At 71.8% G+C, this 23,940-nt stretch carries 23 protein-coding genes; 7 read left to right on the top strand and 16 right to left on the bottom strand.

The window, feature by feature from the left end; all coding sequences use genetic code 11:
- Positions 1-190: 190 nt before the first annotated feature.
- Positions 191-2,152, top strand: coding sequence for a glycosyltransferase family 2 protein (locus ACZ69I_RS00525; RefSeq protein WP_470829821.1), 1,962 nt, complete (start codon positions 191-193; stop codon positions 2,150-2,152).
- A complete protein-coding gene (gene glxA / locus ACZ69I_RS00520) occupies positions 2,149-4,086 on the top strand; it encodes a radical copper oxidase GlxA (protein ID WP_470829820.1) in 1,938 nt (645 codons plus the stop codon). The genes ACZ69I_RS00525 and glxA overlap by 4 nt, the downstream gene beginning before the upstream one ends.
- A 127-nt stretch (positions 4,087-4,213) precedes the next feature.
- Here the strand turns inward: glxA and ACZ69I_RS00515 are convergent, their stop codons facing one another.
- Entirely contained in the window at positions 4,214-5,245 is a 1,032-nt protein-coding gene (locus ACZ69I_RS00515) for a glycoside hydrolase family 6 protein (RefSeq protein ID WP_470830626.1), read from the bottom strand.
- A gap of 157 nt (positions 5,246-5,402) precedes the next feature.
- On the opposite strand from ACZ69I_RS00515, the gene ACZ69I_RS00510 reads away from it, so the two are divergent.
- Complete coding sequence (locus ACZ69I_RS00510; protein WP_470829819.1) at positions 5,403-6,155, top strand: GAF and ANTAR domain-containing protein; 753 nt, start codon at positions 5,403-5,405, stop codon at positions 6,153-6,155.
- 298 nt (positions 6,156-6,453) lie between these two features.
- Here ACZ69I_RS00510 and ACZ69I_RS00505 read toward each other — a convergent pair whose 3' ends face one another.
- From ACZ69I_RS00505 to ACZ69I_RS00445, 13 genes are all read right to left on the bottom strand, one after another.
- The gene (locus ACZ69I_RS00505; protein ID WP_470829818.1) at positions 6,454-7,116 is read right to left on the bottom strand and encodes a class F sortase; all 663 of its coding nucleotides are present in this window, start codon (positions 7,114-7,116) and stop codon (positions 6,454-6,456) included.
- A gap of 16 nt (positions 7,117-7,132) precedes the next feature.
- Positions 7,133-7,678: a hypothetical protein gene (locus ACZ69I_RS00500; RefSeq protein WP_470829816.1), complete on the bottom strand. Its 546-nt coding sequence runs from the start codon at positions 7,676-7,678 to the stop codon at positions 7,133-7,135.
- A 93-nt stretch (positions 7,679-7,771) separates the two neighbouring features.
- Complete coding sequence (locus ACZ69I_RS00495) at positions 7,772-8,551, bottom strand: HAD-IIA family hydrolase (RefSeq protein WP_389713303.1); 780 nt, start codon at positions 8,549-8,551, stop codon at positions 7,772-7,774.
- A 71-nt stretch (positions 8,552-8,622) separates the two neighbouring features.
- A complete protein-coding gene (locus ACZ69I_RS00490) occupies positions 8,623-10,116 on the bottom strand; it encodes an alkaline phosphatase family protein (protein WP_470829815.1) in 1,494 nt (497 codons plus the stop codon).
- 147 nt (positions 10,117-10,263) lie between these two features.
- A complete protein-coding gene (locus ACZ69I_RS00485; RefSeq protein WP_470829814.1) occupies positions 10,264-11,352 on the bottom strand; it encodes a 2-aminoethylphosphonate ABC transporter substrate-binding protein in 1,089 nt (362 codons plus the stop codon).
- A 42-nt stretch (positions 11,353-11,394) separates the two neighbouring features.
- Positions 11,395-12,192 carry an ABC transporter permease gene (locus ACZ69I_RS00480; RefSeq protein WP_467669798.1) on the bottom strand — a complete coding sequence of 266 codons (798 nt, stop codon included), beginning with the start codon at positions 12,190-12,192 and terminating at the stop codon, positions 11,395-11,397.
- Positions 12,179-13,063 carry a 2-aminoethylphosphonate ABC transporter permease subunit gene (locus ACZ69I_RS00475; protein ID WP_470829813.1) on the bottom strand — a complete coding sequence of 295 codons (885 nt, stop codon included), beginning with the start codon at positions 13,061-13,063 and terminating at the stop codon, positions 12,179-12,181. Before ACZ69I_RS00475 ends, ACZ69I_RS00480 begins: the two co-directional genes overlap by 14 nt.
- A gap of 94 nt (positions 13,064-13,157) precedes the next feature.
- Positions 13,158-14,210 carry an ABC transporter ATP-binding protein gene (locus tag ACZ69I_RS00470; RefSeq protein WP_467669802.1) on the bottom strand — a complete coding sequence of 351 codons (1,053 nt, stop codon included), beginning with the start codon at positions 14,208-14,210 and terminating at the stop codon, positions 13,158-13,160.
- Entirely contained in the window at positions 14,210-14,902 is a 693-nt protein-coding gene (locus tag ACZ69I_RS00465; RefSeq protein WP_470829811.1) for an HAD family hydrolase, read from the bottom strand. The genes ACZ69I_RS00470 and ACZ69I_RS00465 overlap by 1 nt, the downstream gene beginning before the upstream one ends.
- Positions 14,903-14,907: 5 nt before the next feature.
- On the bottom strand, positions 14,908-16,032 hold the full coding sequence (locus ACZ69I_RS00460) for a TIGR03364 family FAD-dependent oxidoreductase (RefSeq protein ID WP_470829810.1): 1,125 nt from the start codon (positions 16,030-16,032) through the stop codon (positions 14,908-14,910).
- A 137-nt stretch (positions 16,033-16,169) separates the two neighbouring features.
- A complete protein-coding gene (locus ACZ69I_RS00455; protein WP_467669808.1) occupies positions 16,170-16,964 on the bottom strand; it encodes a GntR family transcriptional regulator in 795 nt (264 codons plus the stop codon).
- Positions 16,965-17,025: 61 nt separating this feature from the next.
- Positions 17,026-17,820, bottom strand: coding sequence for a hypothetical protein (locus ACZ69I_RS00450; RefSeq protein WP_470829808.1), 795 nt, complete (start codon positions 17,818-17,820; stop codon positions 17,026-17,028).
- Positions 17,821-18,009: 189 nt separating this feature from the next.
- The gene (locus ACZ69I_RS00445; protein ID WP_470829806.1) at positions 18,010-18,717 is read right to left on the bottom strand and encodes an SDR family NAD(P)-dependent oxidoreductase; all 708 of its coding nucleotides are present in this window, start codon (positions 18,715-18,717) and stop codon (positions 18,010-18,012) included.
- Between the two features lie 190 nt (positions 18,718-18,907).
- On the opposite strand from ACZ69I_RS00445, the gene ACZ69I_RS00440 reads away from it, so the two are divergent.
- Positions 18,908-19,513 carry a TetR/AcrR family transcriptional regulator gene (locus ACZ69I_RS00440; protein WP_470829805.1) on the top strand — a complete coding sequence of 202 codons (606 nt, stop codon included), beginning with the start codon at positions 18,908-18,910 and terminating at the stop codon, positions 19,511-19,513.
- 172 nt (positions 19,514-19,685) lie between these two features.
- Here ACZ69I_RS00440 and ACZ69I_RS00435 read toward each other — a convergent pair whose 3' ends face one another.
- The gene (locus ACZ69I_RS00435; protein WP_470829804.1) at positions 19,686-20,330 is read right to left on the bottom strand and encodes a LysE family translocator; all 645 of its coding nucleotides are present in this window, start codon (positions 20,328-20,330) and stop codon (positions 19,686-19,688) included.
- Between the two features lie 153 nt (positions 20,331-20,483).
- Between ACZ69I_RS00435 and ACZ69I_RS00430 the strand changes: the two genes are divergently transcribed.
- The gene (locus ACZ69I_RS00430; protein WP_389713285.1) at positions 20,484-20,936 is read left to right on the top strand and encodes an Lrp/AsnC family transcriptional regulator; all 453 of its coding nucleotides are present in this window, start codon (positions 20,484-20,486) and stop codon (positions 20,934-20,936) included.
- Here ACZ69I_RS00430 and ACZ69I_RS00425 read toward each other — a convergent pair.
- Positions 20,896-22,041 (bottom strand): ROK family transcriptional regulator, encoded by a 1,146-nt coding sequence (locus tag ACZ69I_RS00425; RefSeq protein ID WP_470829802.1) that lies wholly within the window; start codon positions 22,039-22,041, stop codon positions 20,896-20,898. The genes ACZ69I_RS00430 and ACZ69I_RS00425 overlap by 41 nt on opposite strands.
- Before the next feature lie 56 nt (positions 22,042-22,097).
- On the opposite strand from ACZ69I_RS00425, the gene ACZ69I_RS00420 reads away from it, so the two are divergent.
- Together ACZ69I_RS00420 and ACZ69I_RS00415 are read left to right on the top strand one after the other, a co-directional pair.
- On the top strand, positions 22,098-23,189 hold the full coding sequence (locus ACZ69I_RS00420) for a Gfo/Idh/MocA family oxidoreductase (RefSeq protein ID WP_470829801.1): 1,092 nt from the start codon (positions 22,098-22,100) through the stop codon (positions 23,187-23,189).
- Positions 23,190-23,209: 20 nt separating this feature from the next.
- Entirely contained in the window at positions 23,210-23,677 is a 468-nt protein-coding gene (locus ACZ69I_RS00415; protein ID WP_467669823.1) for a heme-degrading domain-containing protein, read from the top strand.
- Positions 23,678-23,940: the final 263 nt, after the last annotated feature.

Genomic DNA, 23,940 nt, shown 5'->3' with positions numbered 1-23,940 from the left:
GGCGGGGCAGGGACGGGGGTCCCGTTCGTGAAGCGATGCCGAGGGGGGCATCATGCAACCGGAAGGTCGCATTTCTATGTCTAGGGAGACGGTGGCCTTCCTCTGATGTGTTCGCGAAGGTCGAGGGGGACCGCAAGCGGACGGAACGACCTACGAACGCGCGGGGGAACCGCGTGCGGGGGGATGACTCATGACGTCGACGCCGACGCCGACGGGCGGACGCCAGAACGACCCGTCAGAGACGACCCAGCTCAGAGCCGTGTCGCACCGGACCGGCGGCTTCCGCAGAATCAGGACGACCCTGCCGCGGTACGACTACGAGCACTACAGCCGCCTCGCGGGACCGCTCACCCAGCCCGACCCGGGCAAGCCGTACAAGGTGAGGTACCGCTCGCTGCTCTCGCAGGAGCCGCACAAGGTGCGCGCCGCGCTGATGCTCGGCGCCGCACCGCTGCTCTCGCTGGTGCTGCTCGGCTGGCTGCTGCAGCCCGAGCACTGGACGGAGCGGGACTACGTCGCCAACGACTGGCTGCCGGCGCTCGACATCGTCATGCTCATATCGATCGGTCTGATCGAGTTCTTCCGCTGCATGAACGTGCTCTCCAACGCGCACGCGACGCTCGTCGCCCGCGACCCGATCCCCGTGGTGCCCGAGTCCGGCACCAGAGTCGCCTTCCTCACTTCGTTCGTGCCCGGCAAGGAGCCGATCGAGATGGTGACGAGGACGCTGGAGGCCGCGGTCAAGATCCGCCACCGCGGCCTGCTGCACGTATGGCTCCTCGACGAGGGTGACGACCCGGAGGTCAAGGAGGTCTGCCGACGGCTCGGCGTGCACCACTTCTCCCGCAAGGGCGTGGCGAAGTGGAACATGGCCAAGGGCCCGCACCGCGCCAAGACCAAGCACGGCAACTACAACGCCTGGCTCGACGCGCACGGCGACGACTACGACTTCTTCGCCTCGGTCGACACCGACCACGTCCCGATGCCGAACTACCTGGAGCGGATGCTCGGCTTCTTCCGCGACGAGAACGTCGGCTTCGTCATCGGCCCGCAGGTCTACGGCAACTACGACAACTTCGTCACCAAGGCCGCCGAGTCGCAGCAGTTCCTCTTCCACGCCCTGATCCAGCGCGCGGGCAACGCGTACGGCGCCCCGATGTTCGTCGGCACCTCCAACGCGGTGCGCATCAAGGCCCTCAAGCAGATCGGCGGCCTGTACGACTCGATCACCGAGGACATGGCGACCGGCTTCGAGATCCACCGGGCCACCAATCCCGGCACCGGAAAGAAGTGGAAGTCGGTCTACACCCCCGACGTGCTTGCGGTCGGCGAGGGCCCCAACGCCTGGACGGACTTCTTCACGCAGCAGCTGCGCTGGTCGCGCGGGACCTACGAGACGATCCTCAAGCAGTTCTGGAAGGCGCCGTTCTCGCTGCCCCCGGGCCGCCTCTTCAACTACACGATGATGGTCATCTTCTACCCGATGTCCGCCCTGAACTGGATCCTGGCCGCGCTGAGTTGCGCGCTGTTCCTGGGCCTCGGCGCGTCCGGCGTGAACATCGACCCGACCATCTGGCTGATGCTGTACGGGAACGCCTCGGCGCTGCAGATCGGCCTCTACATCTGGAACCGCAGGCACAACGTCTCCCCGCACGAGCCCGAGGGCTCCGGCGGTGTGGCGGGCATGGTGATGTCGGCCCTCTCCGCGCCGATCTACGCCCGCTCGCTCCTGGACGCCGCCCTGCGCCGCAAGAGCAAGTTCGTGGTGACCCCCAAGGGCGACTCGGCCAGCCCGGACACGCTGTTCGGGACCTTCCGCATCCACCTGTTCTTCATCCTGGTCTTCGGCGGCTCGATGGCCGCGTCCTTCGTGTACGGGCACTCCCACCCCGCGATGATCACCTGGGCCACGTTCGCCCTGCTGATCACGGCGGCCCCGGTCTTCGCGTGGCGCTGGGGCATGCGGCAGGACAGGAAGAAGCCCAAGCCCCCTGCGCAGGGCGGTACTTACGGGCCGCCGCAGGAGCCGGCGGCCTCGGTCCCGCAGCAGCGCGACGCCGCGGCGCCCCCGCCGCACGCCCCGCAGCAGAAGCCCACCTGGGCCGCACCCGATCAGACCCTGCAGATTTCCCTTGGGGGACGTAAGAAATGAAAGACCGTTCCAGCCGCCGCCGCGCCCGCCGCATCGCGATAGGCGCGGCGGTCGTCCTCGCGCTGGCGGGGATGAACGGACCGTGGCTGTGGCGCGTGGGCTCCGAGAAGTACCACGACTACAAGATCAACAAGCCGGAGTACAAGGCGGACAACGGCCACTGGGACGTCGTGAACTTCCCCGAGGAGTACCGCCAGAACACCATCCACGCGGCCCTCCTCCACACCGGCAAGGTCCTGCTCGTCGCCGGGTCCGGCAACAACCAGAAGAACTTCGACAAGAAGAAGTTCGACACCCGGCTGTGGGATCCGGTCAAGAACACCATCAAGAAGATCCCGACGCCCACCGACCTGTTCTGCACCGGCCACACCCAGCTGGGCAACGGCAACCTGCTGATCGCGGGCGGCACCCAGCGCTACGAGAAGCTGAAGGGTGACATCACCAAGGCCGGCGGCCTGATGATCGTCCACAACGAGGACCCGGACGAGCCGAAGACGATCCCCGCGGGCACCCGGTTCACCGGCAGGAAGAACGGCAAGACGTTCGTCTCCAAGGACAACATCCTCGTCGAGAAGGCCAAGAAGGTCTTCGACAAGCAGACCGGCGCGTTCCTGCGCACCGAGCCGGGCCTCGGCCGGGTCTACGTCGAGGCGCAGCGGAGCGGCGCCCAGCACGAGACGGGCACCCAGGACAACTACCGCATCCAGGGCCTGAAGGGCTCCGACACCCGCAACGTCTACGGGATGGCGCAGAAGCTCGCCCTGGACAAGAAGGACTTCCAGGGGATCAAGGACACCTTCGAGTTCGACCCGGTCGCCGAGCGGTACATCAAGGTCGACCCGATGAACGAGGCGCGCTGGTATCCCACGCTGACCACGCTCACCGACGGCAGGATCCTCTCCACCTCCGGCCTCGACGAGATCGGCCAGCTGGTCCCCGGCAAGAACGAGGTGTACGACCCGTCGACCAAGAAGTGGACGTACACCAAGGGCATCCGGCAGTTCCCGACGTACCCGGCGATCTTCCAGATGGCCAACGGCAAGCTCTTCTACTCCGGTTCCAACGCCGGCTACGGCCCGGACGACGTCGGCCGCAAGCCCGGCATCTGGGACCTCGGGACCAACAAGTGGAAGGGCATCCCGGGCCTGAGCGACAGCAAGCTCATGGAGACCTCCGGCACGGTCGAACTGCCGCCCGCCCAGGACCAGAAGTACATGGTGGTCGGCGGCGGTGGCGTCGGCGAGTCCGCGGAGTCCAGCAAGAAGACCCGCATCGTGGACCTGAAGGCCGGGAAGCCGATGTTCGCGGACGGGCCCGAGCTGGAGAAGGGCACGCGCTACCCGCAGATCTCCACGCTGCCCGACGACACCGTGCTGATCTCCGGCGGCTCCGAGGACTACCGCGGGCGCGGCGACTCCAACATCCACCAGGCACGGATCTACGACGCGAAGACGGGTGGGATGAGGCGGGTGGCCGACCCCGAGGTGGGCCGCAACTACCACTCCGGTTCGATCCTGCTGCCCGACGGCCGCGTGATGTTCTTCGGCTCCGACTCGCTCTACGCCGACGCGGCCAACACCAAGCCGGGCGTCTTCGAGCAGCGCATCGAGATCTACACGCCGCCGTACCTGTACCACGGCTCGCAGCCTGCGCTCGGCAAGGGCCCGGAGACGATCCGGCGGGGCGGCACGGGGACGTTCCCGACGAAGCACGCCTCGTCCATCAGGACGGCCCGCCTCATCAAGCCGAGCGCGTCGACGCACGTCACGGACATCGACCAGACGTCGATCGCGCTCGACCTGAAGAAGAGCGGGGACTCGGTCTCCGTGACGGTCCCGAAGAACCGGTCACTGGTGGAGTCGGGCTGGTACATGCTGTTCGTGACGGACGACCAGGGCACGCCCAGCAAGGCGCGGTGGGTGCGCGTGCCTTAGCAGCGCCCCGTCGGGGGCGCGGGGAACTGCGCGCTCAGCCCGCGAAAAGCCGCAGTCGCGTCTGCCGAGTCACCGCGCAGACGCGACTGCGGCTTTCTTGTGGTTGCTCGCGCAGTTCCCCGCGCCCCTAGCCGGACGCCTTCGCGAGGCCCAGCGCGTACTCCGGCCACCACTCGCCCGCCTTGGGGCCGCCCCGGCACGTGCCGTCGGACTCACCCGGCCGCTTGACCCAGAGGTACGCGTCGACGAGGGGATCGGACGTCTTCGTCGTCGGGGTCTCGCCGAGCGCGCGGCCGGGAGGGTTGCACCAAGGGTCCTTGCCCTTCGTGTACGGCCCGGCGCCGTTGCGGCCCGTGTCGATGACGAACGGCTTTCCGCCGATCTTCGCCGACAGCTTCTTGCCGAACTCCGTACTGACCTCGGTGGTCTGGAAGTTGGAGACGTTCACCGAGAAGCCGTCGGCCTGCTCGACGCCGGAGCGCTTCAGGGGCTCCCACAGGGAGTCGGGGTTCTTCCAGCCCGCGTTGCCCGCGTCCAGGTACACCTTGGTGTCCTTCAGGGACTTGAGCTTCCCGATGGCACCCTTGAGCAGGTCGTAGCGCTCCTCGTGGAACTGCTCCGGCGTGCACTTGTCGACCATGTGGAGCACCGCGTCGGGCTCCAGGATCACCGTGGCGTGGCGGTCGCCGATGCCCTTGGCGACCTGGTCGATGAACGCGCGGTACGCGTCGCCGTCGGCCGCGCCGCCGCCCGAGTACTGGCCGCAGTCGCGGTGCGGGATGTTGTAGAGGACGAGCAGGGCGTCCCGGTCGGCCTTCTCGGCGGCCTCGGTGAACCCGCGTGCCTGGTCCTCCGCGTTCTCCGGGACGAGCCACTCGGCGACGGGCTGTTCGGCGATCTTCCGGATCAGCGCGGCGTCGTCCTTCTCGCCGTCATCGGCGTACGAGGTGACCTGCTTGGCCGCGTTGCCGTCCGGATTGACCCAGTACGGGTCCTTGTCCTTGGGCTGCTGTCCGACCGTCGAACTCGACGGCCCGTCCGAGTCACCGTCGGAGGACGAGCATCCGGCGAGCAGCAGCGCCGCCCCCGCGAGTGCCGCTCCCGCCCGCACTCCCCTGGCCGCGAAACCGTGCCCGCGACCGGTGTTCTTGCGGTACATCCACTCCCCCTCGGGTGCACTGGCCGAGTTCAATCCTGACATACGCGCGTCCTCGCCCACGAGGTCCGGCAGGCCCGTCCGGAGACCTGTCGAAGAGCTGTTACAGCGACGCGGCGCCGGGTAGGCGCAGTGCGCGGGGAGTTGAGGAGGACGGGTCATGCGGGACCGCGACAGCGAATTGCGGCTTGCGGAGGTCCTGGTGAAGACCGCGGACACCCTCACCGACGACTTCGACGCGGAGAGGTACCTGCAGTGGCTCTCGGACCGCTGCGTGGAACTCCTCGACGTCCGGAGCGCCGGGGTCATGTACACGGGCGGGAAGGGCGGGGTGCGCCTCATATCCTCCAGCGGCCAACCGGACGGCGTCCGGGACCTGTTGGCGGTGCAGCACCGCGGCGGCCCGTGCGTGGAGAGCTTCGGCACCGGGCGGCCCGTGCCGCCGGTCGGCCTCGACGACGCGAAGGCCCGCTGGCCCGCGTTCGCCGCGCAGGCCGCCCGGTACGGGGTCGCGGAGACGTACGCGGTGCCGCTGCGGCGGCGGGAGTCCATTCTCGGCGTGCTCAACGTGTTCGTTCCGCAGACACGTGGATCCGGGCCCTGCGAGCGGGAGTTCAGAATCGCGACGGTGCTGGCGCACGGCGCGGCGGTGGGTCTCGCCAATCACCGGACGCACGCCGAGTGCCGGACCCTCTCGGAGCAGCTCCAGACCGCGCTGGACAGCCGCATTCGCATCGAACAGGCCAAGGGCGCCCTGGCCGAGCGGTGGGGCACCGACGTCGACAAGGCCTTCGAGGTGCTGCGCCATTACGCGCGCCACGAGCAGCAGGCCATCGATCAGGTGGCCGTCCAGGTGATCAAGGGGATGATCAGCGACACCGCGCTGCTGGACGGAAAGTCCGAACCGTGCTGAGCGTCCCGCGCCACCTGCGGCGATCACGGAGGGGACACGCGGGGCGACTTGGCGTCATTTCTTCCCCCCACGCCCTCTAGGCCCGCGCGCGTGTTCGTTCTACAGTCGGTTGCACGGCCCGAGCCCCCGGCCCCATGCCTGCCATTCCGCATTTCCGGAATGGTCACGTGCCTCCCGCGCCGACGCCGGGTTTCTCCCGCAACTCGTGCGCGCGCGGTCGAGGACCAGTCCGGTCGGCGGCTCCGGGGGGAGCGGGCCGCCGACCGGGCCAGGTACCCGGAGGCCGTGCGGGCGCGGATCACCGTTCGACGCCCGTGAGGTACGCCGAGACGATGACGTTCGCCGTGTAGGCGCGGGCGCTCCTGTCGAAGGTGCCGCCGCAGGTGATGAGGCGCAGTTCGGCGCGGCCCTTCCGGTGCTGGCCGTACGCCTTCCTCGCGTCGAAGCGGGCGCGGGTGACGACCCGGACGTCGTCCACCGTGAACCGGGCGACCGTGCCGTCGTCGCGGGTCACCTCGATCTCCTCGCCGGGGCGCAGGGTGCTGAGGTCGTAGAAGACGGCGGGTTCGGTCTCGGTGTCGACGTGGCCGACGAGGAGGGCGGCGCCCGCGGCGCCGGGACGGGTGCCGCCGCCGTACCAGCCGACGGTGTCCGACTCCGCGAAGGACGGCGGGTCTATCGCTCCGTCGGCGTCCAGGCCGCGGGCCGACACCGGGGCCCGCACCTTCAGCGCGGGCACCTCGACGCGCAGCGGGCGCGCGGGCGCCAACGGCTCGTGCGCGGAGGGGAGTTCGACGTCGAGGGGGCGGCCCACCGCGGCCACGTCGCCCGTGGCGGGCCCGGAGAGTCCGCCGCGCAGCCCGGCGACGTCGCTGCCCCAGAGGCAGAGTCCGGCCACGAGGACGGCCCAGGCGACGCCGGTGAGCAGGCGTCCCGAACCGGAGTGCGCACCACTGGACACGGTCGTCTCCCGCCCGTCACTCGGAGCGGCGCCGGCGGACGCTGCGGATCGCGACGGCGACGGCCGCGACCCCCGCGAGGACCAGGCCGATCACGGCGTGCAGGGTGCCGGGGCCCGCTTCCTGGGCCTTGGACGAGGCCGTGGTCACGTGCTGCGCGGCGCCGCCACCGCCGGCCCGCACCGGGGAGACCGGCTCCTGGTGGTGCCGTTCCTCGTGGTGTCCGATGACCCGGACCGTGCCGACGCCCTGGTGCGGGTGGCCGTCGCAGGTGACGGTGACGTCGTAGGAGCCGGAGATGCCGTGCCGGATCCTGGCGCTGCCGTTCAGGGCGTACTTGCCGCCGTCGCGGCCGGTGAGCTGGGCGTCCCCCTCGAAGGCGCCCGAACCGGCCGTCCCCGTGGTGCCCCCGCAGCCCGTGACGCTCACCTCCACGGTGGCGCCGGAGGGGGTGACGGTGGCCCGCACGGAGCCCTCGTCGTGGGCCTGGGCGGCGGCGGGCAGCGCGACCGCCAAGGCGACCGCCACCCCGGCCCCACGGACAGCAAGCGAACATATACGCATCGTGAACCTCCTGATTACGAGGTTCACGCGCCCCGCGCCCCTTCGCATCTCGGGACAAGCCGTCCGAGCCCCCGTGGGCGGCTCCGCCGCAGGTCAGATGCGGTCTACGAGGTCCGCGATGGAGTTCACGACGTTGGAGGGCGTGAAGGGGTACTTCTCGATGTCGGCGCGGCTCGTCAACCCGGTGAGCACCAGGAACGTCTCCATCCCCGCCTCCAGACCGGCCAGGACGTCGGTGTCCATGCGGTCCCCGATCATGGCGCTGGTCTCGGAGTGCGCCCCGATCGCGTTCAGGCCGGTCCGCATCATCAGCGGATTCGGCTTGCCCGCGAAGTACGGGGTCTTGCCGGTCGCCTTGGTGATCAGCGCGGCGACGGCCCCGGTGGCGGGCAGCGGGCCCTCCGTGGAGGGGCCGGTCTCGTCGGGGTTGGTGCAGATGAAGCGGGCGCCGCCGTTGATGAGGCGGACGGCCTTGGTCATGGCCTCGAAGGAGTACGTGCGGGTCTCGCCGAGGACCACGTAGTCGGGGTCGTGGTCGGTGAGGACGTACCCGATGTCGTGCAGGGCGGTGGTCAGGCCCGCCTCGCCGATGACGTACGCGGTGCCGCCGGGGCGCTGGTCGTCGAGGAACTTGGCGGTGGCGAGCGCGGAGGTCCAGATGTTCTCCACGGGCACTTCGAGGCCCATGCGGGTCAGCCGGGCCTGGAGGTCGCGCGCGGTGTAGATGGAGTTGTTCGTCAGGACCAGGAACGGCTTGCCGGACTCGCGCAGCTTCTTGATGAAGGAGTCGGCGCCGGGGATCGGCACCCCCTCGTGGATGAGCACGCCGTCCATGTCGGTGAGCCACGATTCGATGGGCTTGCGCTCTGCCATGGGGTGCACTCCTGCGGTGTACGGGTTGCCTGGGGCGCCGGGACAGCGCTGTGCCGACGCCCCCAGCCTAGTCAGGAAGTCGTGATCTTGACCCCGTCGATCGTCCAGTACCAGTTGTTGCCCCCGGTGTACCGGAAGCGGACCTGGGCCTTCTGGGCACCGGCCGGGACCTGGAGGGCGATGTTCTCGACGACGGAGGGGGTGTCCGCCGCGTACGTCTTCACCGCGACCGGGGCCCCGCCGTCGTACGAGACGAGCACCTCGCCCTTCTGCGGCGCCTCTTGGCGGTAGTACGTCGTGTAGGTCAGGGTGGCCCGCGCGCCGCCCCGCACGTCGTACGAGGGGCTGATCAGCGTCGAGTTGAAGGTGCCCGAGAAGGACTTGTCGGCCCACTCGTCGCCGTCGGCGACCGCGAAGACGCCGCGTGCGCGGATGTTGTTCTCGCGCCCCTGGCCGCGCTGGGCCTTCGTCCAGAACTCGTCCGTGGTGAAGGACCAGCCGCGCCACTCGGTCATGCCGCCGGTGCCCATCCGGGTGTTGTCGACGCTCCAGCCGGCCGGGGGCGTGTGGGTGAAGCCGATGACGCCGGAGCCGATGCCGCTCTCGTCGACCGGGCCGGTCAGCCGGGCGCGCAGGGCGTCGAAGTCGTCTGGACGCGGCTGCTGGACCGGGCGGCCGTCCAGGCGCCAGGCCGGGTCGAGGGCGATGCCGAGGTGGGCGAGGGCGGAGGCGGCGACGTCGGGCATGCGGACGTCGTGGCGGACCGAACCCGGGGTGAGGGCGGGGCCCGTGGCGATCAGGAAGGTCTGGCGTTCGGCCCAGCTGGAGCCGCCGTGGCCGCCCGCGTCGGTGTGTCCGTGGTCCGCGGTGACCATGATGAGCCAGTCCTCGTCGCCGTACGTGGCACGGGACTTGACGGCCGCGACGAGCTGCCCGGCCTGGGTGTCGACGCCGTGCAGCGCGTCGAGGTAGGCCTGGCTCGCGGCGCCGCTGGAGTGGCCCGCGTGGTCGACGTTGTCGAGCTGGACGAAGACCGCGGCGGGGTCGCCGCTCCTGAGTTCGGCGACGGCGCGCGAGGTGGTGCCCGCGTCGTACTCGGCGGCCGGTGTGGAGACGCGGGCGTCGACCTTCGCGGAGAAGACGATGTCGGTGATGGGCGCCCAGGAGGCGACGGCGTACGTCCGCAGACCTGGCGCGGCGGCCTCGATCCGCGTCATGAAGTCCGGGTAGGAGGCGAGGTCGTGCCCGGTGAAGTCGTTGTTCACGACCTTGTGCTTGTCGGGCCAGACGCCGGTGATGACCGTCGACCAGCCGGGCCCCGACGAGGTGGGCGCGAGCGGGTCGCAGTAGAGGGCGCTGGGGGCGGTGAGTCCCGCGCTCATCAGCCCCTTGAGCGTGGGGGTGTCGGCGTCCTTGATTCGGCTGAGCAGCGCCCCGTCGAGCCCGATGACCAGGACCTTCGGGGTCCTGGCCGCGGCCTTGGCGACGGCGGCGAGGGGGCCTGCGGCGAGGGCGGCGGCCGCGGTGGAGACGAGCAGTGAGCGGCGGGTGATGCCTGACGACACGTGGTCCTCCGGAGTTCGGGGTGCGGGGGCGGCACACGCCAACGCCCCTGACGATCCAGGGGCGTTGGGTCCATACCTGTTATCTTTTCGCTACCGTGCACCCCGGGGCCAGAGGTGCGACGGTGAACGCTCGGTGACGAGGACCGCTCAGCTGCCGGTCGCCGACTTCCAGTCCTCCACGTACTCCTTGAGGTTCTTCGAGACGTCCGCCCAGTCCGGCTCGAAGACCTCGACGCCGGCCACGATCCTGCCGAGCGCGACCGCGTCGGCGTCGGTGGCCTCGATGTCCCGGCGGGCCGCGAAGCCGCCGCCGATCTCACTGACCTGCTGCTGCGCCTCCCTGCTGAGCAGGTAGTCGAGGAACTTCCTGGCGTTGGCGTCGTGCGGGGCCCTGCTGACCAGCCCGGCCGCGTACGGAAGGGCGAAGGTGGTCGGCTTCCCGCCCTGCCTGGCGGGGAACCAGATGCCGAGGTGGGGCATGTCCTTGGACTGCGCGTAGTTCATCTGGACGTCGCCGTTGGCGGCCAGGAGCTCACCCTTGTCGACCTTGGGCGCGAGCTTGCCGGTGGAGGCGGACGGGCCGACGTTGTTGCTCTGGAGCTTCTTCAGGTACCGCATCGCCGGTTCCCTGCCGCCGAAGTCGTGCATCGCCTTGATGAGCACGGCGGTGCCGTCGCCCGCGACGCCGGGCGTGGAGTACTGCACCTTGTTCTTGTACGAGCCCTCGGTGAGGTCCTCCCAGGTCTTGGGCGCCTTGCCGCCGGGCAGCTCCTTCTTGTTGTAGATGAAGCCGAAGTAGTTGTTCACCACGGAGGTCCACTTGCCGTCGGCGTCCTTGTCCGCGGCTCCGACCTGCTCCGACCCCCGGGGCTTGTAGGCCCGCAACAGCCCCTTCTCATCGGCCTGCTGGATGAACGGCGGCAGTGTGATCAGGACGTCGGCCTGCGTGTTGGACTTCTCGCGGACGGCGCGCTGCACCATCTCGCCCGAGCCGCCCTCGACGTAGTTCACCTTGATGCCGGTCTTCTTCGTGAAGTCCTTGAAGACCTGGTCGTACCAGCCGTCGCCGTTCTCGCCCTTGAGGCCGTCGGCGCTGTAGACGGTGACGGTCTTCTCGTCGGACGCGGCGGAGTCGCCGCCGCACGCGGTGAGGGAGCCGGCCAGGACGAGGCCTCCGGTGACGGCGGCGATCGTGCGGACGCGCGGGACGCGGGGCAGGGGGCTGAGGCGGGACATGACGTTTCGTACTCCTTGAAGAACCGTGGGACGGGGGTGAGTTCAGCGGTAGGAGGCGCGGGTGCGCACGCGGGACACGGCGAAGAGCACGAGCAGCGTCGCCGCCATCAGGACCACGGCCAGGGCGGCGCCGGTGAAGAGGGAGCCCCGGTCGGTGGCCGCGTAGATCCGCACGGGCAGTGGCAGCCAGTCCGGCGGGTAGAGCATCATCGTGGCGCTCAACTCGCCCATGGAGAGCGCGAAGCAGAGCCCGGCGGCCGCCGTCAGGGACGGCAGGAGCAGCGGCAGCTTCACCTTCCACAGGACGTACGAGGGACGGGCGCCGAGCGACGCGGCGGCCTGCTCGTACGCCGGGTCGAGCCGGACGAGCGCGGCCGCGACCGACTGGTGGGCGAACGCCGTGACGAGGACGGCGTGCGCGAGGATCACGATCCACCGCGTGCCGTTGAGGATCACCGGCGGCTCGGAGAACGCGACGAGGACGGCGAGCCCGACGACCACGGACGGCACGGCGACGGGCAGCATGAACAGCGCGTCGAGCGCCCTCTTCCCGCCCTTCTTCAGCGAGGCCCCGGCGAGCGCGGCCCACGCCCCGACGGTCAGCGCGAGCAGGCTGGCGCTCACCGCGGTGACCAGGCTGGTGGTGAGGGCCTTGAGCGACTCCCCGCGGGTGGCCGAGGCGTAGTGCTCCCCGGTGAAGCCGGACGGGAAGGCCCCCGACCAGTGCTCCGACAGCGACGCCGCGAGGATCACGAGCAGCGGCAGCGCGAAGAGAGGGAGGAAGAGGACGAGGAAGAGGGCCCAGGTGGCCCACCTCGCCCCGCGGCTATGCACCAGCACGACGGCTCACCACCCGGTAGAGGCCGTAGAGGCCCACGGAGATCGCGATGTTGACGACGGCGACGACGCACGCCGCCGGGTAGTCGGATTCGAGGATGGCCTTGCTGTAGACGAGCATCGGAAGGGTCGTGACCCCTTTCGCCCCCGTGAAGAGGACGATCCCGAACTCGTTCAGGCACATGACGAGGACGAGGCTGCCGCCGGCGGCGAGCGCGGGCAGCGCCTCGGGCAGGATCACGCGCCGCACGATCCGCGCGGGCTTCGCGCCCAGGCTGGACGCGACCTCCAGCTGTGCCGTGTCGATCTGCGAGAACGCGGCGAGCAGCGGGCGCATCACGAACGGCGTGAAGTACGTGATCTCGGCGAGCAGCACGCCCCACGGGGTGGTGAGGAACTGGAACGGCCCCTCGGCGGTGCCGGTCGCGTCCGTCCACACGCCGTTGGCCATGCCCTTCGTCCCGTAGACGAACAGCAGGGCGAGGGTGATCAGGAAGGACGGGAAGGAGAGGAAGACGTCGATGAACCGCGAGACGGCCTTCCCGCCGGGAAACGGCACGAAGGCGATGACCAGCGCGAGCGCGAACCCGAGCACGAGGCATCCCACGGTCGCCCCGGCCGCCAGCCAGACGGTGGTCCCGAGGGCTTCCCGGAACGCCTCGGAGGCGAACACGTCGGAGTAGGGCTGGAGGGAGGTCCCGCCGGTGTCGGGCCGCACGGACTGCTGGACGACGAGCCCGAGCGGGTAGAGGAAGACGAGGCCGAGAACGGCGATGGGCGGCAGGGCCCAGACGAAGGCAGGCACCTTGCGGGCCGCCCGCGCCCTGCTCCCGCCCGGCCCGCCCGAGCGCCGCGTCGCCACTGCCGCTGCCACTGCCGCCGCCGCTGTGGGCCTGCCTTCCGCCGGGGCGGAACGGGTGGGCGCAGCCCCCGGCGCCGGTTCGCCGGACAGGAGGCGCTCACGAGGACTACCCATCGGTCACCCCGCCGGACAGAAGCACCGCGTCCTCAGCTGCGAAATGCAACGTCACAGAGTCCCCCGTCGCAGGAGGCGACTTCAGCTCGAGGAGGTCCGCCTTCACCCGCACGCCGGAGACATCCACGTACAACCGGTGCGTGGCGCCCCGCCATTGGACCTCGGTCACCGTCCCGGTAAGGGAATTGGGCCCTTCTCCGAGCCGCACCAGATGCGGCCGCACGCACAGCGTGGCCGTCACCCCGGCGGCCACGCCCCCCGTGTCGACCTTGAGCTCGGTCCCGCCGAGGGACACGCCGCCCGAACCCACCGTCACCGGAAGGAGGTTGGCGTTGCCCACGAAGGAGGCGGTGAACTCCGTCCGAGGCGCCCGGTACAGCTCCTGCGGCGTCCCGCAGTCCTGGAGCCGCGCCCGGTCCATGACGGCGATGCGATCCGCCAGGGTCAGCGCCTCCACCTGGTCGTGGGTGACGTACAGAATGGAGACGTCCGGCAACTCCCGGTGCAGCCGGGCCAGTTCCGCCAGCATCCCCGACCGCAGCTGCGCGTCGAGCGCGGACAGCGGCTCGTCGAGGAGCAGCACCCCGGGCCGGATGGCGAGCGCCCGCGCGATGGCGACCCGCTGCTGCTGCCCGCCGGACAGCTCGCGCGGATACCGCGCGGCGTACGCGGCCATCCCTGTCATCTCCAGGGCTTCGGCGACCCGCCCGGGGATCTCGCTCTTCGCGACCTTCCGCGCCTTCATGCCGAAGGCGACGTTGTCCGCGACGCGCAGGTGCGGGAAGAGCGCGTACTGCTGGACGACCATGCCGATGCCGCGCCGGTGCGGGGGAAGGCCCGTGACGTCGCGGTCCCCGATGAACACCCGCCCCGACGCGGGGCGCACGAACCCCGCGACGGCGCGCAGCGCGGTGGTCTTGCCGGACCCCGAGGGCCCGAGCAGCGCCATGACCTCGCCCGGCTCGACGGTCAGGTCGAGGGAGTCGAGGACGGTGGTGCCGCCGTACGCGACGGACACCCGGTCGAAGCGGATGCCGCTGCCCATCAGCCCACTCCCCTGAGCAGCGCGGGCAGCTCGGCGACGGAGCCGAGGACGTGGGTGGCCCCGGCCTCGCGCAGCGCCGCGTCGCCGTGGGCGCCGGTGAGCACCCCGGCGACGACGGAGGCGCCCGCCCGTACGCCGCTGAGCATGTCGTACGCCGTGTCGCCCGCGACCGCCACGTTCCGGACGCCGTCGGCGGCGCCGGTCCGCAGGAAGGCGGCGAGCACCATGTCCGGGTAGGGGCGCCCGCGGCCGCCCGCGTCGGCGGGGCACAGCGTCAGGCCGACCAGGTCGCGCCAGCCGAGCGCGTCGAGGATGGCGTCCTGGGTGACCCGGGCGAACCCGGTGGTCAGGACGACGGTCCTGCCGTCCTCCCCGAGCTCCTCGATGGCCTCGCGCGCCCCGGGGACCGGTGCGATCCGGCCGCCGTCGACGAGCGCCCCGTACGCCTTCTCGAAGGCGGTGTTCGCCTGCCGGGCGAGGCCCTCCTCGCCGAAGAGGTGCCGGAAGACGGAGATCTTGGACTCGCCCATCGTGGCGCGGACGTACTCCAGCTTCGCGGCGTGGTCGGCGGAGTCCGGCTCGACGCCGAGCTCCCGTGCGGCGGCCGCGAAGGCCTGTTCGACGAGGCCGCCGTCGGCGACGGTGGTCCCCGCCATGTCCAGTACGACGAGGTCCGTGCGGTGCGTGCTCAATTCGTTCACCATCCCAGCTGGTCCGCGGTCTTCTCGGCGATGGCGGGCGAGCAGGTCATGCCGCGGCCGCCGGGCCCGGTGACCAGCCACACTCCCGGGCGCAGCTCCTGCCGGTGCACGACCCGGCCGGTGTCGACGCACTGCGCGTACACCCCGGCCCAGCGGCGCCTGATCTTCGGCAGCGGGCGGCCGAGGAAGCCCTCGACGACCTCGGTGAGGTGGTCGTAGGGGTCTTCGAGGGTGTCGAAGGCGAAGGGGTGCTCGTACTCGTGGGTGTCGCCGATGGTCAGGCCGCCGTCCGCGCGCTGCACCATGAGCAGCTGCATCTTGTGCGCGGCGGCGGTCGGCGGCTGGGCCTGCCCGGCGTTGAGCGCGTCGAGCGCGTCGGACTTGTACGCCGGGTAGTAGCGGAAGCTGTCGGCGTCGGCGACGGAGGTGGTGAGCGCCTCGCCGAGCGGTTCGGTCTGCATCATCTGCAGGCGTACGCGGCGCACGGGCAGGTCGGGCCCGGCGAGCTCCCGCACCAGGCCGCCGAGCCAGGCGCCGGTGGCGAGCACGACGGCGTCGCCGGTGTGCACGTCGCCGTGGTCGTCGCGGACGCTGCCCGTGCCGACGACCTCGCGGACCTCGCGGCCCGGCAGGAAGGTGTAGCGCGGGGACGTCGACAGGGCCTCGCGCAGGCTCAGTTGGGCGGTGCGCGGCTCCACGGCCGCGTCCCGCTCGCACCACAGGGCGGCGCTGAACTCGCCCCGCAGGGCCGGGTTGAGGTCGCGCGCCTCCTCGGCGGTGAGCAGCTCGTAGCCGCGGGCGGCCGCGTCCGGGCGGGCGAGCGCCGCCTCGGCGACGGCGCGCTCGCGCTCGCTTCGCACCAGGGTCAGCGAGCCGATGGCCCGGAACCCGAGGCCCGGCACGCGCTCCCCGATGCCCTCCCACAGCTCGCGGGCGCGCAGGGCGGTGTCGAGCTCCTCGCCGCCCGCCCGGCCGCTCACCCATATCTGCCCGAAGTTGCGCAGCGACGCTCCCCGGGCCTCGCTCTCGCGCTCGATCTGTACGACCTCGTGGCCGCGCTCCACTGCGTGCCAGGCGTGCATGGTTCCCACCACGCCGGCTCCTACGACGATGACTCTCACGGCCGCAACGCTCCTGGGGGCCGGTGACCCGCGCGGGACCGGTCGGCAACGGGACGGTGAACGGCCACCCAAGCTTGGCCTAGACCCGTTATGTTTACGTGACCTGGATGTCGCGTCGGCCGCCGGTGCGGGCCGGTTCAGCCGAGATGCGTGGTGAACGAGAACCGGTCCCCCCGGTACAGCGTGCGCACCCGCTCCAGCGGGCGGCCCGCCGTGTCCCGCGAGAGCCGGTGGATCAGCAGCATGGGCAGGGCGGGCGGCGTCCCGATGAGCAGCGCCTCGCGCGGGGTGGCGAGGACCGTCTCGATCCGTTCGTCGGCGTCCCCGAAGGAGATGCCGAGGCGGTCGCGCAGATACGCGTAGAACGACGAGTCGGGCTCGAAGTCCGTGTCGAGCCGCGGCACCCGCTCCACGGCGACGTACGTGCTCTCCAGGCCGACCCGCTCGTCGTCGGCGCGCAGCACCCGCTCCATGTGCCAGACGGGCTCGCCCGGCGCGGCGCCGATCTCGGCGGCGAGCGCGCCGGGGCAGGGGAAGCGGTCGAGGGAGATGAGGTTGCGGCCGGGCGTACGCCCCTGCCTGCGCACCCCCTCGGTGTAACTCGCCAGCGACAGCGGCTGCTCCAGCTTGGGGCCCGCCACGACGGTGCCGCGCCCCTGCCTGCGCAGCCGCCCCTCCAGGAGCAGTTCGCGCAGCGCCTGCCGCACGGTCTCGCGCGCCACCTCGTACCGCTCGGCGAGATCCCGCTCGGTGGGCAGCGGCTGCCCGTCCCCCAACTCCGTGATGAGCGCGGCGATCCTGGCCTTCACGGCGTAGTACTTCGGGATGCGGCCGTGCTCGGGAATGCCGGAGCGGATGGGCGCGCCCGGCGCCTGGTCGAGCAGGTGCGCGGCGGTGTGTGCGGGGAGGTGCGCGGGGTTCGGGTTGTCCACTCGGGGATGTTCGCAGACGTACGTGAACACCCGGGTGAACGCGGGGTGGCGCTCGGCCGGTTCAGCGGCGCCTGGCCCGGAAGCGCCGGGCGCCCACGACCGCGGCCCCGGCGCCGAGGAGGACGGCGCCCGCGGCGAGGCCCGTCGCGAGCGGGGTGCCCGGCCCCGTCTGCGCGAGCTGTTCGGCGGTCGGCGTCGCGGGCCCCTCGGCCACCACGTCGAACGGATAGTCGTTGGAGTCGCCGACCCAGTCCCCGTCGTCGTCCCTGCGCTGCACGAGCGCGGCGGACGCCACGACGTGGTTCGCCTCGGTGTCGGAGGTGAAGGTGAGCCGGACCCGGACGCTGACAGTCCGGCCCGGCGCGACCCTGAACCCCCCGAAGCCGTCGCCGTCGAAGACGCCGACGTTCTCGCCCTGACCGGTCCTCTCGAAGGGCACGGACCGCCGCCGCGTCCCGTCGTCGAACTCCAGCTGGATCTGCTCCGGCCTCAGCGTCCGCGCCCGGTCGACGAGGACGAGGATCGGGTGGACCCGGCCGCAGGTCTCGTCGGTGGTGTTGGTGAGGTCGACCGTCCACTCCTGATAGCCGTCGCCCGTCCGGTAGGTGCCGGGCCCGCGGTGGATACGGGTGTCGATGGGGAAGTCCGCGCTGTCGTCCAGGGCGCAGGTGGGCCGGTGCGCGGAAGGGCCCCCGGCACAGGGCGCCCCGCCGGCCGCCGCCCCCGGCCGAGCGGCCGCCGCGCACACGTGCCCGCCCCGTGCCGTGCTCCCGTCCGCCGCCGCGGGCGCCCCGGCCACCACGGGCACGAGAGCGGCGGCAGCGACGGTGAGGCCGAGGGCGAGAGAACTGCACAAGCGCATGGAGGACCTTTGCTGAGCGGACGCGGGCTGCGGCCGACGCGGGCTGCGGGCTGCGCCCACCGGCATGGCTCGCGACCCTGCCACGCGCGCGCGGGCGCACCGCCCTGCCACCGCCCGATAGGCCCGATCGGCCACCCCGATCCCCCTCGATCAGGCGAGATTCCGCCGGGCCGGGTTTGGGTCCTACCAGGGCACGGGCTCGCCGTGCCGGTCGAGGAACCGCAGCCCGGGGACGCCCGCCTGCGCTTCGAGCACGTCGACGACGGCCGGGATGCTCTCGTGCGGCGCGAGGGGCGCGTCGGGGCCGCCGAGCCGGGTGCGGTTGTGGCCGGGGTCGATGAGCAGCTTGGTGTGTCCGTCGTCGCCATGGCGGGTGGCGTAACTGCGCATCAGCTGGTTGAGCGCGGCCTTGCTCGCCTTGTACAGCTCGTAACCGCCCTCCGTGTTGCGCGAGATGCTGCCCTGGTCGGAGGACATGACCGCGACGGTCCCGCCGGGCACGACGAGGTCGCGGAGGGCCTCCAGGGCGCGCAGCGGGCTCAGCGCGTTGGTGACCATCACCTCGGTGAACATGTCGGTCGGCACCTCGTCGATCGGCAGGTTCCCGCGGTCGATCGCGGCGTTGACGAAGAGCAGGTCGAGGCGGCTGTCCGCCAGGCGCTCGCGCAGGGCGGCGAGTTCGGTGGGGCTCGTCATCTCCAGCGTCTCCAGGCGTACGCGCCCGTGGTCGGCGTCGGCGCTCGCCCGCAGCTCGTCGCCGGCCTGCCGGGCCGTGGCGACGACGTGCCAGCCGCGCCGGGCGAGCTCGTCGGTGAGGACGAGCCCCAACCCTCGGGAGGCTCCGATGACGAGGGCGTGCCGGGTGCCGGGGTCGGGCGTACTGGCAGTCATACGTGCTCCTCAGTGGCCCGGAAGTGATCGGGAAGCGACCAGGAAGCGGTCGGGCCTGTGGTCGGTCCCGTGGCCGGGAAGGGGTCGGAACGGTGGTCCGAGAATTAGATTAGACGCACCGTAGCGTCTAGACAATGGGATTCCGCGCGAGCCCCCGAACCCCCCGACCACCCCCGGGTATCGTGTCCGCATGCCCGCCCCGCCCCCGCCGCCCCGCAGGCCCCACTCCGGCAGTCGGCGCGACGAGTCCGCGCGGCTGGCCGTGCTGCACGCCGCGGACGACCTGCTCGTCGAGAACGGCTTCGGCGCGCTGACCGTCGAGGCGATCGCACGCCGTGCCGGTGTCGCGAAGCAGACGATCTACCGCTGGTGGCCCTCGAAGGTCGAGATCCTCCTGGACACCCTGATCGAGGACAGCGACAAGCGCCTCCCCGTCCCGGCGGACCGCCCCACGGCCGCGTCCATCCGCGGCTACCTGCGCGGCTTCGCGCGGTTCCTCACCCGCGACCCCGCGGGCAAGGTCCTGCTCGCGCTCATCGCCGAGGCGCAGCACAGCCCCGACACGGCCCGGAGCTTCCACGAGCGCTACCTCAACCCCCGCCGCGCGCAGGAACGCGCCATGCTCACGCGCGCGATCGACGCGGGCGAGATCTCCCCGGTGCTGGGCGCCGACGCCACGGTCGACGCGCTCGTCGGCCCGATCGTCTACCGCGCGCTGACGGGTGCGAGCATCCCCCGCGGCCTGGTGGACACCCTCGTGGACGACCTGCTCAGGCCGCGCCCGCAAGGAGACTGACCGGGCCTCAGAGCCTGTGTCATATCCCCGGTCGGATCAGCGGGCGGCGTCTGGTGCGTGCGATCGCAAGGCGCCGGGAAGCCTTGGTAGCGGAGCTACCAGGGCTTTTCGGCAACGCGGCGAGCGTGCGTGCCAGACGCCGCCCGCCCGGCCGGGGATATGACACAGGCTCTCAGCCGGTCAGGCTCTCCACCAGCAGCAGGGCGCCGATGGCGATCATCATGGCGCCACTGACGCGGGTGACGGTCCGGGCGGCCGAGGGCCGGGTGCTCAGGACCGTGCGGGCCAGGACGCCGACGGCGAGGTAGACGACGGCGCACGCGGTCAGGTGCACCGTGCTGAGCAGACCCGTCTGGGCGGCGGGCGGCCAGCCGGTGGCAGGGTCGATGAACTGCGGGAACAGCGAGAAGTACAGCAGCAGCGCCTTCGGATTGAGGCCGCTGATCCCCGCCCCCTTCAGCATGACCCGCACGCGGGAGGCGTCCGCACGCTCGCCGCTTCCGCCCACCGCCGCACTCTCGCCCGCTACGGCCGGAGCGGCCGACTGCCGCAGGACCCCCCAGCCCAGCCACAGCAGGTAGCCCGCGCCTGCCACGGTCAGGACGGTGAGGGTGGCCGGGGAGTTCGCCACGAGCATCGCCAGGCCCGCGACGGCCACCAGCGCATAGGCCGCGTGCCCGGCGATCAGCCCGGTGACGGCCGGAACGACCGAGCGCCCCCGCAGTCCGGCCGAGATCGCGTAGGCCCAGTCCGCGCCCGGCGTGAACACCAGCAGCAGGTCAACTGCCAAAAAGGCCGCCAGTGTCGTCGTATCCATCGATCGTTCCGTTCCCTCTTGTACGTGATGTACGTGCTTGTACGTGATGTACGTGCCGTACGCCGTGCTCTGGAGGGAAGGCTAGGGCGGATATGCCCGAAAGTGTTTGCGTCTTTACCCCATGATCTCGGGATGTGGGGGAAACTCTTCTCCATGGACGCCTTGGACCGGAAAATTCTTACCGAGCTGCAACTGGACGGCCGTCTGACGGTCACCGAACTGGCCGCTCGCGTGCAGCTCAGCGTCTCGCCCTGCCACCGCCGGCTGCGCGACCTCGAACGCGAGGGCGCCATCTGCGGCTACCGGGCCGTCGTCGACCCCGCGGCGGTCGGCCTGCACTTCGAGGCCCTCGTCTTCGCCACGCTGCGCTGGGAGACCCCGGACACCGTCACCTCCTTCGAAGAGGCGGTGGCGGCCGTCCCGCACGTGCTGCAGGCGCAGCGCCTGTTCGGCGAGCCGGACTACCTCCTGCGGGTCGCGACCACCGACCTGGCCGCGTTCCAGCAGCTCTACGACCAGCAGCTCGCCCGGCTCCCCGGCGTCCAGCGCCTGACGTCCACCCTCGTCATGAAGAACGTCGTCCAGGACAGGCCACTGCCTGAATAGCCGCCCGCCCGAACAGCGGCGCGAGGACGAGCTGCGCCGCCCCCTCGGCGACGCCGCGCTCCCCGCCGGGGGCGAGGCCCACCCGCACCCGGGCGACGGCCCCGCCCCCGCGCCGGACGCGTTCGGCGACGACCGCGCCGACCCCTCGTACGAAGAGGTCCGCGGCGGCGAAGACGGTCCGGCCGCCGAGCAGCACGCGGTCGACGTCGAGCAGGCCGACGAGGTTCCCCGCGGCCGTGCCGAGCACCCGTGCCGCCTCGTCGAGCTCGCCCCGGGCGACCGCCGCGAGGCAGAGCGCCTCGACGCAGCCCCGGTCCCCGCACTCGCAGGGCGGGCCGTCCAACTGCAGCACCTGGTGGCCGAATTCACCGGCGCCGGTGCGGTCGCCCCGGTAGAGGGCGCCGCCGAGCACGAGGCCGGCGCCGAGCCCGGTGCCGAGGTGGAGGTAGGCGAAGGAGTCGGCGGCGCCCGCGAGGGCCAGGCCGAGGGCGGCGGCGTTGGTGTCCTTGTCGACGGCGACCGGCAGCCCGAGCCGCGCCTCCAGCGCGTCCCGCAGCGCGAACCCGTCCCACTCCGGGAACCCGGTGACGCGGTGCAGCACCCCTTCGGCGTGGTCGAGCGGCCCGGGCAGCGCGACGCCGACCCCGGACACCGGGCACCCCCGCCCCGCACCGCCCGCCAGCAGCTCCCGCACCTCGCCCGCCGCCGCCTCGACCACCGCCCGCGCGCCCGCGCCGAAGGCGAGCGGGGCGCGGCGTTCGGCGACCACCGTGCCGGTCAGGTCGACGAGAACCGCCGTCAGCTCGTCGCGGTCCAGGTGGAGGCCGACCGCGTGGCCCGCGGCGGGGACCAGGCGCAGCACGGTGCGGGGCTTGCCGCCCGTGGAGGCGCGGCGGCCCGCCTCCGCGGCCAGCCCCTCGGCGCGCAGCCTCGCGGTGATCTTGCTGACGGCCTGCGGGGTGAGCCCGGTGCGCTCGGCGAGCTCCAGGCGGCTGATGCCCGCCTCGCCCGCCGCGCGCAGCAGATCGAGCACGAGCGCGGCGTTGTGCCCGCGCAGCGCCGACAGGTTCACTCCGGGATTCACCCTGTTCACGTACGACTTCACGGGCCCATTGTCCCGCCCGCTTGCACTTTGGCAACACCGTTGCTTAAGTGGAAGGCATGACTGGCACAGGCTCTTCACGCTCTCCACTCCGCGTCGGCCTCGTCGGGTACGGCCTCGCGGGCTCCGTCTTCCACGCCCCGCTGATCGCCGCCACCGAGGGCCTCGTCCTCGACACGGTCGTCACGTCGAACCCCGAGCGGCAGGCCCAGGCCCGCGCCGAGTTCGGCGACGACCTGCGCTGCGCCGCGTCGGCGGACGAGCTGTGGGAGCGCGCGGACGAGCTCGACCTCGTCGTCATCGCCTCCCCGAACAAGACGCACGTGTCGCTCGCCACCGCCGCCCTGAAGGCGGACCTGCCGGCCGTCGTCGACAAGCCGATCGCGGGCACCGCCGCCGAGGCGCGCGAGCTCGCGTCCTTCGCCGACGAGCGCGGGCTGCTCCTCTCCGTCTTCCAGAACCGCCGCTGGGACAACGACTTCCGCACGCTGCGGGCGCTCCTGTCCGACGGCGAGCTCGGCGACGTATGGCGCTTCGAGTCCCGCTTCGAGCGGTGGCGGCCGCAGCCGAAGGGCGGCTGGCGCGAGTCCGGGAACCCCGAGGAGATCGGCGGCCTCCTCTACGACCTGGGCAGCCACGTCGTCGACCAGGCCCTGGTGCTCTTCGGCCCGGTGACGAGCGTGTACGCGGAGTCCGACGTCCGCCGCCCCGGCGCGGAGGCCGACGACGACACGTTCCTCGCCCTCACGCACGCGAACGGCGTCCGCTCGCACCTCTACGTCTCGGCCACCACCGCGCAGCTCGGCCCGCGCTTCCGGGTCCTCGGCTCGCAGGCGGGCTACGTGAAGTACGGCCTGGACCCGCAGGAGGCCGCGCTGCGCGAGGGCAAGCGCCCCGCCACGCACACCCCGTGGGGCGTGGAGTGCGAGTCGATGTGGGGCCGGGTCGGCTCCGGCGAGTCCCCCCTGACGGGCGGCGGCCGCCCGCTGCGGACCCTGCCGGGCGACTACCCCGCGTACTACGCGGCGATCGCCGACGCGCTGCGCGGCAACGGCGAGAACCCCGTCACCGCCCACGAGGCGGCCGCGGCCCTGGACGTCCTCGAGGCGGCCCGCCGTTCGGCGCGCGACGGTGTGACGGTGACGCTGTGAGCAACGTGGCAAGGAGCACGGTGAGCGAGGCACCCACCCTCGACGAACTGACCGCCCAGGAGGCCCGCCTGGTCCTCCCCCGCTTCACCCACGACGACGCGTGGACGCTCGGCACGCTCCTGGCGGAGCTGGCCCGCGAGCGCCGCGCCCCGGTGGCGATCGACATCCGTCGCGGCGGCCAGCAGCTCTTCCACGCGGCGCTGCCGGGCTCGACCCCGGACAACGACGCGTGGATCGACCGCAAGCGCCGGGTCGTCGAACGGTACGGCTGCTCGTCCCTCCTCGTCGGCACGCGCTTCCGCGCCAAGGGCACGACGTTCGAGGACTCCTCCCGCCTCGACCCCGACGTGTACGCGGCGCACGGCGGCGCGTTTCCGATCGCGGTCGAGGGGGCGGGGGTGATCGGTGCGGTGGTGGTGTCGGGGCTGCCGCAGGTCGAGGATCACGCGTTGGTGGTGGAGGCGCTGGAGCGATTCCTCGCTGCCTGAGCGGACGTCACGTGGTGCGTAGCTCACGTGATGGTCGGCCAGTGGGGCCACATGTCGCGGAGCGCCTGCTTGTACAGCTCCTCCCGGGCCGGGACACGAGGACCACCGCCTCGTCGTGGACCGCCCGGTGCAGGTCCCCCACACGGCTCTCGTGCTCGCGCGCCGGGCCGCGGCCCGCTGGACGAGCCTGACGCCATGGGACTGACTCCGGCCGAAGCGGCGCTCAGCGGGACGGCGTTGGGGGCCCTCACCACGTTTTGATG

It is taken from the genome of Streptomyces sp. NPDC036815, from assembly GCF_055609205.1.
The sequence above is the reverse complement of the archived record's forward strand: the minus strand, read 5'-3'. Positions and strand labels throughout refer to the sequence as shown.

Coding starts and splice junctions, on each gene's coding strand:
- ACZ69I_RS00525 (WP_470829821.1), top strand. CDS start 191: ATGACGTCGACGCCGACGCCGACGGGCGGACGCCAGAACGACCCGTCA.
- glxA (WP_470829820.1), top strand. CDS start 2,149: ATGAAAGACCGTTCCAGCCGCCGCCGCGCCCGCCGCATCGCGATAGGC.
- ACZ69I_RS00515 (WP_470830626.1), bottom strand. CDS start 5,245: ATGTACCGCAAGAACACCGGTCGCGGGCACGGTTTCGCGGCCAGGGGA.
- ACZ69I_RS00510 (WP_470829819.1), top strand. CDS start 5,403: ATGCGGGACCGCGACAGCGAATTGCGGCTTGCGGAGGTCCTGGTGAAG.
- ACZ69I_RS00500 (WP_470829816.1), bottom strand. CDS start 7,678: ATGCGTATATGTTCGCTTGCTGTCCGTGGGGCCGGGGTGGCGGTCGCC.
- ACZ69I_RS00495 (WP_389713303.1), bottom strand. CDS start 8,551: ATGGCAGAGCGCAAGCCCATCGAATCGTGGCTCACCGACATGGACGGC.
- ACZ69I_RS00485 (WP_470829814.1), bottom strand. CDS start 11,352: ATGTCCCGCCTCAGCCCCCTGCCCCGCGTCCCGCGCGTCCGCACGATC.
- ACZ69I_RS00470 (WP_467669802.1), bottom strand. CDS start 14,210: ATGGGCAGCGGCATCCGCTTCGACCGGGTGTCCGTCGCGTACGGCGGC.
- ACZ69I_RS00445 (WP_470829806.1), bottom strand. CDS start 18,717: ATGACTGCCAGTACGCCCGACCCCGGCACCCGGCACGCCCTCGTCATC.
- ACZ69I_RS00440 (WP_470829805.1), top strand. CDS start 18,908: ATGCCCGCCCCGCCCCCGCCGCCCCGCAGGCCCCACTCCGGCAGTCGG.
- ACZ69I_RS00435 (WP_470829804.1), bottom strand. CDS start 20,330: ATGGATACGACGACACTGGCGGCCTTTTTGGCAGTTGACCTGCTGCTG.
- ACZ69I_RS00430 (WP_389713285.1), top strand. CDS start 20,484: ATGGACGCCTTGGACCGGAAAATTCTTACCGAGCTGCAACTGGACGGC.
- ACZ69I_RS00420 (WP_470829801.1), top strand. CDS start 22,098: ATGACTGGCACAGGCTCTTCACGCTCTCCACTCCGCGTCGGCCTCGTC.